The 11,817-nt window shown below is 71.2% G+C and carries 11 protein-coding genes; 6 read left to right on the plus strand and 5 right to left on the minus strand.

Annotation, left to right across the window (positions count from 1 at the left end):
• Nucleotides 1–154: 154 nt before the first annotated feature.
• Nucleotides 155–379, minus strand: coding sequence for a helix-turn-helix transcriptional regulator (locus tag ACZ4Z1_RS31115; protein WP_468489988.1), 225 nt, complete (start codon nucleotides 377–379; stop codon nucleotides 155–157).
• A 573-nt stretch (nucleotides 380–952) separates the two neighbouring features.
• Here ACZ4Z1_RS31115 and ACZ4Z1_RS31120 point away from each other — a divergent pair.
• Both ACZ4Z1_RS31120 and ACZ4Z1_RS31125 read left to right on the plus strand, forming a co-directional pair.
• Nucleotides 953–1,411, plus strand: coding sequence for a hypothetical protein (locus ACZ4Z1_RS31120; protein ID WP_468489989.1), 459 nt, complete (start codon nucleotides 953–955; stop codon nucleotides 1,409–1,411).
• 380 nt (nucleotides 1,412–1,791) lie between these two features.
• Complete coding sequence (locus ACZ4Z1_RS31125; RefSeq protein WP_468489990.1) at nucleotides 1,792–3,057, plus strand: tyrosine-type recombinase/integrase; 1,266 nt, start codon at nucleotides 1,792–1,794, stop codon at nucleotides 3,055–3,057.
• Nucleotides 3,058–3,211: 154 nt separating this feature from the next.
• Here ACZ4Z1_RS31125 and ACZ4Z1_RS31130 read toward each other — a convergent pair whose 3' ends face one another.
• Nucleotides 3,212–4,630 carry a sugar porter family MFS transporter gene (locus ACZ4Z1_RS31130; RefSeq protein WP_468489991.1) on the minus strand — a complete coding sequence of 473 codons (1,419 nt, stop codon included), beginning with the start codon at nucleotides 4,628–4,630 and terminating at the stop codon, nucleotides 3,212–3,214.
• A gap of 379 nt (nucleotides 4,631–5,009) precedes the next feature.
• Here ACZ4Z1_RS31130 and ACZ4Z1_RS31135 point away from each other — a divergent pair, with 379 nt between their 5' ends.
• The 4 genes from ACZ4Z1_RS31135 (at nucleotide 5,010) to ACZ4Z1_RS31150 (ending at nucleotide 8,923) form a co-directional block, all read left to right on the plus strand.
• Nucleotides 5,010–5,921, plus strand: a complete 912-nt coding sequence (locus ACZ4Z1_RS31135) for an SIS domain-containing protein (RefSeq protein ID WP_468489992.1) — start codon at nucleotides 5,010–5,012, stop codon at nucleotides 5,919–5,921.
• 221 nt (nucleotides 5,922–6,142) lie between these two features.
• Nucleotides 6,143–7,027, plus strand: coding sequence for a class II fructose-bisphosphate aldolase (locus ACZ4Z1_RS31140; protein ID WP_468489993.1), 885 nt, complete (start codon nucleotides 6,143–6,145; stop codon nucleotides 7,025–7,027).
• 253 nt (nucleotides 7,028–7,280) lie between these two features.
• Nucleotides 7,281–8,084: a DeoR/GlpR family DNA-binding transcription regulator gene (locus ACZ4Z1_RS31145; RefSeq protein WP_468489994.1), complete on the plus strand. Its 804-nt coding sequence runs from the start codon at nucleotides 7,281–7,283 to the stop codon at nucleotides 8,082–8,084.
• A 95-nt stretch (nucleotides 8,085–8,179) separates the two neighbouring features.
• Nucleotides 8,180–8,923 (plus strand): N-acyl homoserine lactonase family protein, encoded by a 744-nt coding sequence (locus ACZ4Z1_RS31150; protein WP_468490111.1) that lies wholly within the window; start codon nucleotides 8,180–8,182, stop codon nucleotides 8,921–8,923.
• Between the two features lie 78 nt (nucleotides 8,924–9,001).
• On the opposite strand, the gene ACZ4Z1_RS31155 is transcribed toward ACZ4Z1_RS31150, so the two are convergent.
• The 3 genes from ACZ4Z1_RS31155 to ACZ4Z1_RS31165 form a co-directional block, all read right to left on the minus strand.
• Entirely contained in the window at nucleotides 9,002–9,787 is a 786-nt protein-coding gene (locus ACZ4Z1_RS31155; RefSeq protein WP_468489995.1) for an SDR family oxidoreductase, read from the minus strand.
• Between the two features lie 148 nt (nucleotides 9,788–9,935).
• Nucleotides 9,936–10,883, minus strand: coding sequence for an SDR family oxidoreductase (locus ACZ4Z1_RS31160; RefSeq protein ID WP_468489996.1), 948 nt, complete (start codon nucleotides 10,881–10,883; stop codon nucleotides 9,936–9,938).
• Nucleotides 10,873–11,721 carry an SDR family oxidoreductase gene (locus tag ACZ4Z1_RS31165; RefSeq protein ID WP_468489997.1) on the minus strand — a complete coding sequence of 283 codons (849 nt, stop codon included), beginning with the start codon at nucleotides 11,719–11,721 and terminating at the stop codon, nucleotides 10,873–10,875. The genes ACZ4Z1_RS31160 and ACZ4Z1_RS31165 overlap by 11 nt, the downstream gene beginning before the upstream one ends.
• Nucleotides 11,722–11,817: the final 96 nt, after the last annotated feature.

Raw genomic sequence — 11,817 nt, forward strand, 5'->3', positions numbered from 1 at the left:
GGGACTCGGTCAAGACCAGCTCACCCGGCCGGTCTGGGATCATGTGGGACACGGGGTCCTCTTCTCTCTCGCAGGATGGATGCGTGCAGAGGGGTGGAACTCGTAGGCCCCGGCTGCCGGTGTGTGAGAGCCCGGCGGTTGGGGCCGCATACCGCTAGGCGGCGGCCTTGGCTTCGACCGGGGCGTTGGCCGGGTCGAGAGCGGGATTGGAGTGCGGGTCCGCCGCCTCCTGAGCGGCGAGCCAGGCTTCGAGCGCCGCGATGCGGTAGACGACTCGGCCACCTGCCCGGAAGCTCGCCGGCCCCTTCCTCTTGAGCCGCCACTTCCTGAGCGTGCTGGGCTCGTATCCGAGACGGTCGGCGGCATCCGAGAGCCACAAGCACCCAGGCGGGGCCTTCCGCGGAGTGTTCGACACGGCGATCCTTTCGATTGACATGGGCGTTCTACCGTCAAGCCGCTTCGTCTCGCGGCGGAGACGACGGGGGCACGAAAAGAGTCAGAACCGCCACGCCGACGGCCTCCGCGATGCCGTGCGCCAGATCGGGGCTGCAGTCCTTGCGCTCGCCACTCAGGAGGTGTCCGATCAGCGAGTGGTGACTGAGGCCGACGGCTTCCGCGAGGGATCGCACGGTGTACGGGGCGCCTCGGCCGGGGTGCTTCATGACGAACTGGAGCCACTCCCGGCTGCGCAGCGTGTATCGCGCTCTCAACGGCTCTCCATTGGGACGAAGCGTCTTCGATTGAGACCAGTGAAGCATCACCGAGACGATCCGTCTACACCCAGAGACGGCCGGATCTGAAGTTTCTGTGTAGTTGCAGCGGCGATAGCATCGCCCTGTAGACGAAATGTCTTTACAGCGGAATGGTTGTAGGGGCTGACCTGCAATTTGTAGAGTCGCCCCGACTCCATCGAGAGACAGTCGGTGCAAATGTGACGCGGAAGGATGGCGACATGGAGGCTGCGGCCCCGGACCGTGAACGAGACGGCAGCCCAACGCCCCTGCCCGACTCCCTGACGCACGACATGGACCGCGACGAGCTGAGCCGACTGATCCGCGAGGCGAACGACCGCGGGATGAGCTACCAGCAGATGGCTACGAAGGCCGTCGACCCCGAGACGGGCGAACAGGTCTCCAAGGCGTACCTGCAGAAGCTGGCCACCAACGTGATCACCGTGGCACCGAGCGCCGACCGCCTGAAGGCCATCGCTGTAGCGCTGGGCCGCCCCTTGTCCGTGATCCAGCGCGCCGCGGCGATCCAGTTCCTCGATTACCAGGCAACCGAGCTGTCCGGGTACGACGACGACGTGCGCGTCATCGTCGCCCATCTGGCAGGGATGCCTCCGGCGGAGAAGAGGAAGTGGCGCGCCATGATGGAGGCTGCAGAACGAGCCGAGCGCGACCTGCAGTGAGCCCGGAGGGCCATGCGCCGGCTCCGTACCGATACAGATCGTCTACGGACTGTTGTCCGTTCATCTTCTTGGCGGTAGCTTTTCGGGACTGAACACATTCGTCCCAGGGGAACCCCCACACCCCTGTGTGCGCGCATGGGGGTGCAGGATGCTCGATGTCCAGTACGTCTACTCCGAAGACCGGACCCTCGACGAGCCCGTAGCTGTCAGGGAAACCCGCGGAAAGATCAAGTTCGAACTCTACCGTGGCCTGTTCCTGCCCGAAGGGGTAGCAGCAATGAACTCGGCCACCGCCCAAGTCCTCGCCGGCGGACAATGGTTCCAGCTGTGGAGGGGCGAGGTCGTCTCCATACACTCGCCGGAACTGAGGGGGTTCACGCATGGCCGGGTACATCGAGGATCGCTGGTGGACCAAGCGCCCCGACCCGGAAACGGGTAAGAAACGCAAGACCGCCCTCTACGGCAAGGGTAGGCGCTACAAGGTCACCGGCATCCCCGGAGTACGCGCCAGGTCGTTCCACGCCAAAGCGGATGCCGACCGGTGGAAGGCCAAGGCGGAGAACGAGTCCCAGCAAGGGGAGTTCCTCGATCCCCGCCTCGGCCGGATCACGCTGTCCGATTACATCAAGGATCACTGGTTGCCCGCTCGCCACGACGACCCGGCAACCCGCAGGACGATCCTCGGCCGGCTGAAACACATCGAGGCACATCTCGGGGCTACCGAGATCGGCGCGATCAAGGCCCAGCAGCTGCGACTGTTCCTCAAGGAGCTGCAGTCCCGCATAGGTCCCAACACGACGCTTGCAGTGTGGGGCTACCTGTCGGCCATCTTGCAGGCTGCCGTAGACGACGAACGAATCCGCAAGAACCCCTGCAAGACCAGGTCGATCATGCTGCCGACGCTCCCCGATCGGGAAGTCCAGCCATGGGCCCGGGAGCAGGTCCGCGCCGTGCGATCCGCCCTGCCTGAACGCTTCCGAACAATGGTGGATGTAGGCGTCGGAGCTGGCCTTCGGCAGGGGGAGGTCCTCGGCTTGGCAGAAGACGACATCGACGTGGAGGGCGGCGTCATTCACGTGCGCCGCCAGCTGAAGAAGGTCGGCTCCAAGCTGGTCTTCGCCCTGCCGAAGAGGGGAAAGGTTCGCGCTGTCCCCGCTCCGCCCTACCTGCTGGCGCTGCTGAAGGCACATATGGAGGCGTTCCCGCCGAAAAAGATCACCTTGCCCTGGGGTAACCCGGATGCCCCTGCCTCGGAGAAGGAGGAGAAGGAGCGGGCCCCACAGACCTTCCCCCTTGTGTTCACGAGTGCCCGGGGGCGCGCAATCCGTCGCGATTCCTGGAACCAGTGGAGCTGGAAGCCGGCTCTCGCCGCGGCCGGAGTCATCCCCGAGCCGGAGATGGTTGCTCAAGGCTCCTCAGGGCGCATTGTCCCCCGCTACGCGGAGGCGCGGGAGGACGGCTTCCACGTCCTGCGACACACCTTCGCCTCGGTGCAGCTGCACGCGAGGGAGACGATCGTGGCAGTATCGAAGTGGCTGGGGCACGCCGATCCGTCGATCACGCTGCGCGTGTACGCGCACATGATGCCCGAGGCAGACGGCCGCGGCCGGCACGCGATGCAGCGGTGGTTCGAAGCAGATTCCTAAAAGATCTCCCTGTTTGCTCCCTGGGGCAGTTACCGGCCGCTCCGCTCAGGCGTCACGCCAGCGGTCGCAGGTACAGCCCTCTAAGAATCACCCCAGCCGACACCTATGCTGAGCTGGGGTGATCCCAAATTGGAGCCTTCTCGCGCCTCCGCCGCTACGGGGCCGGGGTGGGCCAGCGCCCCCCGTTGAGCCAGAAGCCCTGGATCTCCTCCAGTTGCCGCCCCTTGGTCTCGGGAGCGGTGCACGCGGCGAAGACCAGCGCGCCCAGCGCGAGGAGGCCGAGGCCCGCGAAGGTCGTCGCGGCCCCCGCCCAGGACATCAGGGACGGGAAGAACTGCGCGATGAGGAGGTTGGCGACGAGGTCGGCCGTCAGCATCGCCGACGCGCCGGTGGAGCGCAGCTGGGCGGGGAACGCCTCACTGGCGTACACCCAGATCAGCGACCCGAAGCCGAAGTTGAAGGCGGCGGTGAAGAGCAGGATGGCGCCGAAACCGATCCACGTCCCGGAGCCTTCCATGTCCCCGAAGCCGAACACGGCGGTCAGCACGCCGAGCATGGCCGTCATCGTGGCGATGCCGGAGAGCAGGACGACGCGGCGGCCGAGCCGGTCGATGATGAGGATGGCGAGGATCGTCGCGGCCAGTGAGGCCAGCTGCACGAAGGCCGGCAGCAGGAAGTTCTGCCCGTCGCCGGTGAAGCCCATCTCCTCGAAGATCTGCGGGCTGTAGTACGTCACCGCGTTGATGCCGGTGATCTGGCAGAAGAAGCCGAGCCCGACGACGAACAGCGCGGCGCGGGCGTACGGCCTGCGCAGCAGCGAGCGCAGCGAACCGCCGCTCTCCTCGGCCAGCGCGGCACGGACCGCCTCGGTCTCCGCGCGCGCGTCGACGTCGGGGTCGGTCAGCGCCATGACCTCGACGGCCTTCTCGGTCCGGCCCTTGAGGACGTACCAGCGGGGCGTGTCGGGCAGCCGGAACAGCGGGATCAGCACGAGGGCGGCGGGGACCGCGGACAGGCCGAGCATCAGCCGCCAGTGGCCGCCGTCGGACAGTCCCCAGTTCACGAAGTATGTGAGGGCGATGCCGGCGACCGTGGCGACCTGGTACGCGGCCACGGAGGCGCCGCGGGTGCGCGCCGGTGTCGACTCGGCGATGTACAGCGGGGCCGCCACGATCGAGATGCCGATGGCGACGCCGAGCAGGAACCGTACCGCGTCCAGGACGATGACGTTCGGGGCGAGGGCGGAGAGCGCCACGAAGACCGTGTACGAGCCGGCGACGATCAGCATGGCGGCCTTGCGGCCCAGCGTGTCGGCCAGCTTGCCGCCGATCAGCGCGCCCAGGATCGAACCGAACACCAGGATGCTGTTGACCAGGCCTTTCTCGGTGTCGCTGAGGTGAAAGTCCTTGCTCAGGAACACCAGGGCGCCGGAGATGCTGCCGGTGTCGTAACCGTAGATGACGCCGACGACGGCTCCGGTGAGGGCGAAGAGCCGGCCGGCGCGCCGGGGCGGCGGGCCCTCGGGGCCCGGCGGCGAGGACGGTGACTGCGTGGAGCGCGTTGCGACGGACATGGGGAGTCCTTTGTGACGACTGTCGGCGGAACGGCCTTGCTGCGTGACGATCACTGCGGCAGCTGCCGTCGGACGGCCGGTGACCGGACGTACCGCCCGGCGCCGGCGCTGCCCGCGCTGCCTGACGGCCGCCGCCCCACTGCGGCTGCATGAGTGATCCTGCGAGTATTTGACTCCTTTCCTTCATGTGTCAACAGTCACTTCGGGCGACCAGGTCTTTCGTATACCTCCTGTACGGAGCGCCAGTTCGTGGTCCATCCCTTCCCGCCTTACGGGCACTCCCACCCTTCCGAGGGATGGATTACGCCGCAGGGCGTGCGTAGAGTTGCTTGCAACCGAGCATGTTGTTGCAAGTTCACGCAGACAACTGGAGGGCGTCGTGAGCGGGACCTCGTACATGGAGCAGGAGCTGCGCAGCCAGCCGGGGACCTGGCGGGAGGCGGCGCGGATCGGCGGTGGGGACACCCCGCTGCCCGGCGCCGGCCGGCGGGTCGCGGTGGTGGGCTGCGGCACCTCGTGGTTCATGGCGCAGGCGTACGCGGCCCTGCGCGAGGGCGCCGGGCTGGGCGTGACGGACGCCTTCGCCGCCTCCGAAGCGTTCCTCGGCGCCGACCGGGGGTACGACGCCGTCGTGGCGATCACCCGCTCCGGGACGACGACCGAGGTCCTGCGCCTGCTGGAGCAGGTCAAGGGGCGCATTCCGGCCGTGACGGTGCTCGGTGACCCCGACACCCCGGCCACCGGACTGTCGGACGCGACGGTCACCCTGCCGTTCGCCGACGAGCGGTCCGTGGTGCAGACCCGGTTCGCGACGACCGCGCTCGCGCTGCTGCGGGCCCACCTCGGTGAGGACCTGACCGGCGCGGTGCGCGACGCGGAGGAGGCACTGACCGCGCCCGTGGAGAAGGAGTGGCTGGACGCCGAACAGTTCTCCTTCCTCGGCACGGGCTGGACGTACGGGCTGGCCAACGAGGCGGCGCTGAAGATGCGCGAGGCGTCGCAGAGCTGGACGGAGTCCTACCCCGCGATGGAGTACCGCCACGGCCCCATCTCCATAGCGGCACCGGGCCGCGTCACCTGGGTGTTCGGTCCGGTACCGGAAGGCCTGGAGGCCGATGTCGCACGGACCGGCGCCGGGTTCGTGCACCACGGGCGCGACCCGCTGGCCGACCTGGTGCTGGTGCAGCGGATCGCCCTGGAGCGGGCCCGCGCCCGCGGCCTGGACCCCGACAACCCGCGCAGCCTGACCCGCTCGGTGCTGCTCACGGCGCCGGAACCGACGGCCGGGTAGCGGGGCTCACGGGCCGACGGGGGCGTACGGCCGCCCTGGCCATACGGGCTGACCCGGCCGTACGGGCGGCCGTAGGGGCCGACCGGCCGGATGTGCCGTACGCCTCCTGAGGGCCCCGCCGACCCGCTGCCCCGCCCCCCGACCCGTCCCGACCCGTCCCGTCCCGTCCCGCCCACGAAACCGCCGGCAACGGCCCCGTCCCGCAAGGGAGTCAGGATCCCATGCCCCTCGTCCCCACCTCGTCGATCGTCACCGCCGCACGTGAGGCGCGGGCCGGTGCCGCGGCGTTCAACGTCATCCACCTGGAGACCGCCGAGGCGCTCGTCGCGGCCGCCGAACGCAGCGGATTGCCGGTCATCCTGGGCATCAGCGAGAACTGCATCCGCTACCACGGCAGCCTGCTGCCCATCGTCCGCGCCACCCTGGCGCTCGCCGAAGCGTCCGCCGCCCGGGTCGCCGTGCACCTGGACCACATCACCGAGGCGGAGCTGGTGCGCGAGGGCGTGGCGGCCGGGGTGCGGTCGGTGATGGTGGATGCCTCGGCCCTCCCGTACAAGGAGAACGTCGCCGCCACGGCTGAGCTGACCGCCTGGTGCCATGAGCGCGGCGCCTACGTCGAGGCCGAGCTGGGCGAGGTCGGCGGCAAGGACGGCGTGCACGCCCCCGGTGCCCGTACCGACCCCGACGAGGCGCTGGCGTTCGTCCGGGCGACGGGGGTGGACGCCCTGGCCGTCGCCGTCGGCTCCTCGCACGCGATGCACGAACGCACCGCCGTCCTGGACAAGGAGCTGATCGCGGCGCTGGCCGGGAAGCTGCCGGTGCCGCTGGTGCTGCACGGCTCCTCGGGTGTGCCCGACGACGAGCTGCGCCGGGCCGTCGCGGCCGGCATGACGAAGATCAACATCTCCACCCACCTGGTCTCCGTCTTCACCCGCAGCATCCGGGACACCCTGGATGCGGACCTCACCCTCGTCGACTCGCGCAGGTACGTGAAACCGGCGCGTGAGGCGGTGGCGCAGGAGGCCGCCCGGCTGCTGGCCCTGCTCGGTGCCCCGGCCGCGGTCCCGGGCCAGTCGGCCGCCGCGGAGGCGCCGGTGCAGGGATGAGCTGAAGCGAACGGATGGAAGCCGAGCGGGAACGGGCATGGCGGAGTGCGCGGGGGAACGGGGGCGTGCGGGGGTGGTGCGGGAGGGAGCATGTGCCGTCGGCTGGTTCACCCCCCTCCGGCAGATGACGCGAAAACGCTTGCGTACCCTCCCACCACGGGGTGTGTACGGCGCCTGCCCCTCCCCCGCGCCCGGCCGGCCGGCGGGCTCCCCGATATCACGCAGGCCGCCGGAGAGGACTTAGGCTCGCGCCATGAACCGCCATGAACGGATGAACGCCCTCCTGGAGCTGCTCGGCGAACGCGGCCGGGTGGAGGTCGAGGAGGCCGCGACCCAGCTGGAGGTGTCCGCCGCGACGATGCGGCGCGACATGGACGCCCTGGCCGACCAGCAGCTGCTGACCCGTACCCGGGGCGGCGCGGTGCTCAGCTCGGTGGCGTACGACCTGCCCATCCGTTACAAGCGGGCGCACCGCGCCGCCGAGAAGGAAGCGGTGGCGCAGGCCGCGGCGAAACTGGTCGAGCGCGGCGACGTGGTCGGCCTCAGCGGCGGCACCACGACCACGGAGATCGCCCGGGTGCTGGCCACCCGGCCGGAGTTCGCCGAGGCGGGGCCGCAGCCGCACCTGACCATCGTCACCAACTCGCTGAACATCGCCAACGAACTCGCCGTACGGCCGCAGATCAAGATCGTGCTGACCGGCGGCGTGGCACACTCCAGATCGTTCGAACTGGTCGGCCCGTTCAGCGAGCTGGTCCTCCAGCAGATCTCCGTGGACATCGCCTTCATCGGCGCCAACGGCATAGAGCCGGTGATGGGCGCGACCGTGCACGACGAGGCGGAGGCCCGGGTCAACCGCCTGATGGCCGAACGGGCCCGGCGCGCCGTGGTCGTCGCGGACTCCTCGAAGATCGGCGCCCGCTGCTTCGCCCGGGTCGGCGGCGCGGACGTCTTCGACACCCTCATCACGGACAGCGGCGCGAAGGAATCCGTGCGCCGGGAGTTCGGCGAACGGGGCCTGCGGGTGGTGGCCGCCCGGGCGGCCGCGGACGACTGACCGGAGCGCCCTGTCCCGCAACGGTGACCGGCCGGGACCGACACCGACACCTCGCCGGATCCGCCCTCCCCTGCCACGATGGCCGGATGGATGCCATGGGCCACGAGGTGACGGTACGCAGGCGTACGGCGCGCGGCTTTCCGGTGCGGGATGTGCGCAGGCTCGATCTCGGGTATTTCGTCCGTCCCGCGTCGGAGACCGGTGGAGCCGAGCCGCGGGTGGAGCCGGTGCTCGCGTACCTGGTGCGGCACGCTGCCGGGCTGCTGCTGTTCGACACGGGGATCGGGGCTGCCGATCCGGGGACCGAGGCGCACTACCGTCCGCGGCGCCGTCCCCTGGAGGCCGCGCTGGCCGCGGCGGGGCACCGGCTCGCGGATGTCTCCGTGGTGGTCAACTGTCATCTGCACTTCGACCACTGCGGCGGCAACCCGCTGCTGGGCGGGCGGCCTGTCCTGGTGCAGGCGGCAGAGCTGGCCCTGGCGCGCTCGGGCGGGTACACGGTGGACGCGCTGGTCGACTTTCCCGGCGTCGTCTACGAGGAGTTGCGCGGCGAGGCCGAGGTGTGGCCCGGCGTGCACATCATCCCTACGCCGGGGCACACCGCGGGGCACCAGTCCCTGGTGGTGGAGCAGCGGGACGGCGCGGTGGTCCTCGCGGGCCAGGCCCGCGACTTCGCCTCGGAGTTCGCGTCGGACCAGCTCGCCCGGCGGGCCGCCCTCGACGGAGTCGGCGCCCCGCTGCCCGGTCATCCGCCCTGGCTGGAGCGGCTCGACGCGTTCGATCCGCGGCGGGTGATGTTCGCCCACGACGGTTCGGTGTGGGAGCCGTCCGAACCGTAGGGGCGTACGGGCCCGTGCGGGCCGTCACCGGCCGACGCGACGTCACCGGCAACGCCACCAGCGATGTCGCCGGCGGCATCACCAGGTGCTGTCCCCCCGCAGTACCGCGTCGGCACCGCCGTCGAGGAAGACGACCTGCCCGGTGACGTGCGTGTTCTCGGGCGATATCAGCCAGGTGAGGAGCGCGGCGGCCTGTTCCGGGCGGGCGTGGCCGTGCAGCGGCATCGGCACACTGGAGTCCACGACCCGCCGCGTCTCCGGGTCGGCGAGCATGGGGGCGGTCATGGGGGTGAGGACGGTGCCCGGCGCGACGGCGTTGAGCGGGATTCCGGCGCCCGCCCAGCCGGCGGTCGTGGCGGTACGGCGGACCCAGCGGGCGACGGCGGCCTTCGAGGAGCCGTAGAGGAGGTATCCCTCGCCACGGTCGACGGCCGCCTCCGCCGCGGCGACCGCCGCCGGTTCGTCCCCGGCCAGCGCGGCATCGACGACGGCGGTGTCACAGGGGTGCACGGACGCCACCGAGGAGACGACGACCGCGCGCGGGTCGGTGCCGGCGGCGAGCAGCGGGCGCAGGCCCTCCAGGGTGGCCACCGCTCCGAAGTGGTTCACCTTGACGGTCAGCGGGTCGAAGGTGGCGACACCGGCGCAGGCGATCACCGCGTCGAGCCGGCCGCCGGTCAGTTCCCGGGCGCGGGCCACCAGTTCCGTACGGCCTTGTGGGGTGGCGAGGTCCGCCTGGATGTCGGCGCCGTCGAGGTCGGCGCCGAGCACGGTGTGGCCCTGCGCGCGGAGGCGGGCGGCGGTGGCCCGGCCTATGCCGGAGGCCGCTCCGGTGACGAGGCAGGTACGGGACGGGGACGGCATGAGGTGCTCCTCGGCGGGCGTGCTGATCAGCGAGTGGTGCGGCTCGCCAACCTACCCACGCACCACCGGCACCCTGACACCGCACACGCCACGGCCTCCCGTACCCCGCACCCACCGCCTCACAGCGCCCCCGCGCATCTCCCCCGCCTCACTTGGCCCCGTACACCGGCTCCGGCGCGCTCGCCTCGGCGAGGAGCCGGCGCGCCGTGTCGCCTGCCCCGGCCGGGGTGAAGCGGGCCTGCTGGTCGGCGGTGGGCCCCGAGTGCCAGCCCTCCATGACCGTGATGCGCCCGCCTTCGGCCGCGAAGACCCGGCCGGTGACGCCTTCGGAGGCGGTGGAGCCGAGCCAGACGACGAGCGGGGAGACGTTCTCCGGGGCCATGGTGTCGAAGGTGCCGTCCGTCGGTGCCGCCATGGTCTCGGCGAAGGTCCGCTCGGTCATGCGGGTGCGGGCGGCCGGGGCGATGGCGTTGACCTGTACGCCGTACCGGCCCAGTTCGGCGGCGGCCACGAGGGTGAGGCCGAGGACGCCTGCCTTGGCGGCGGAGTAGTTGGCCTGGCCGACGCTGCCGAGCAGGCCGGCTCCCGAGCTGGTGTTGACGACGCGGGCCTGCGGCGGCCGACCGGCCTTGGCCTCCGAGCGCCAGTGTGCCGCCGCGTGCTGGAGCGGCAGGAAGTGGCCTTTGAGGTGGACGCGCAGGACGGTGTCCCATTCGTCCTCCGCCAGGTTGACCAGCATCCGGTCGCGTACGAAGCCCGCGTTGTTGACCAGGGTGTCCAGGCGTCCGTAGGTGCCCAGCGCGGTGGCGACGAGCGAGGCGGCGCCGGCGGGCGTGGCGATGTCACCGCCGTGGGCGACCGCCTCGCCGCCCGCCGCGCGGATCTCCGCGGCCACCTCCTCGGCGGGGCCGCCCGCGCCCTCGCCCGGGGCGCCGTCCGGCCGTGCTCCCAGGTCGTTGACGACGACGCGGGCGCCCTCGGCCGCGAAGGCCAGGGCGTGGGCACGGCCGAGGCCGCGGCCCGCACCGGTGACGGCGACCACGCGCCCGGCGCAGAGGCCGGCGGAGGTGTTCTCGGTCGGGTGGTCAGCGGTCATGTCCGCCCTCCGGGTCGGCAGTGGCGGCCGGGGTGGCCGTCGGGAGTGGGTCCGGCGCGCCGGGCCGCTGCCCGGCCGCCGCCAGGAAGGCCGGCCGTTCGCCCCCGCCGTGGACGGCCAGGCTCGCGCCGCTGACGTAGGCGCACCGGTCACTGGCCAGAAAGGCGCAGAGTTCGCCGACTTCGTCGGGGGTCGCGAGTCTGCCGAGCGGGACGGTACGGCCGACGGCGGCGATGCCCGGTTCGTCGCCGTAGTGCAGGTGGGAGAGTTCGGTGCGGACCATGCCGACGACGAGTGTGTTGACGCGGATGTGCGGTGCCCATTCGACGGCCATGGCGCGGGCGAGGTTCTCCAGGCCCGCCTTCGCGGCCCCGTAGGCGGCGGTGCCGGGCGAGGGGCGGGTGCCGCTGACGCTGCCGATCATGATGATGGAGCCGCCGGTCGTCTGCCGCGCCATGACGGCTCGTGCGGCGAGGGAAGCGGTCAGCGGCGCGGTGAGGTTCAGTTCGACGACGCGGGCGGCCTGCCGTGGTGAGGAGTCGTCGAGGAGCCGGTACGGGGTGCCGCCCGCGTTGTTGACGAGGATGTCGAGGCGTCCGTGGCGGGCCCGTACGCGCTCGAAGCACGCGGCGACCGCGTCGGGGTCGCGTACGTCCACCGGTTCGAAGGCGGCGGCGCGCCCGTCCGTCGCCGCGACCGGCCGCTCGGGCGGGCGGCGCGCGCAGGCGACGACCTCGGCGCCCGCCGCCAGCAGGGCCCGGCCGATGCCGGCGCCGACGCCTCGCGTGCCGCCCGTGACGACCGCGACGCGTCCCGACAGGTCGATGTCGAGCGCCAATTCGCCACCTCCGCCCTCCCGTTGCGGGCGTCGCGCTGCTACCTTCTCCAGCAGCCTGCACCTAACAAACGTTTGGTGGAAAGGTAGCTGATCCGC

It is taken from the genome of Streptomyces sp. NPDC030165 (assembly GCF_055573595.1).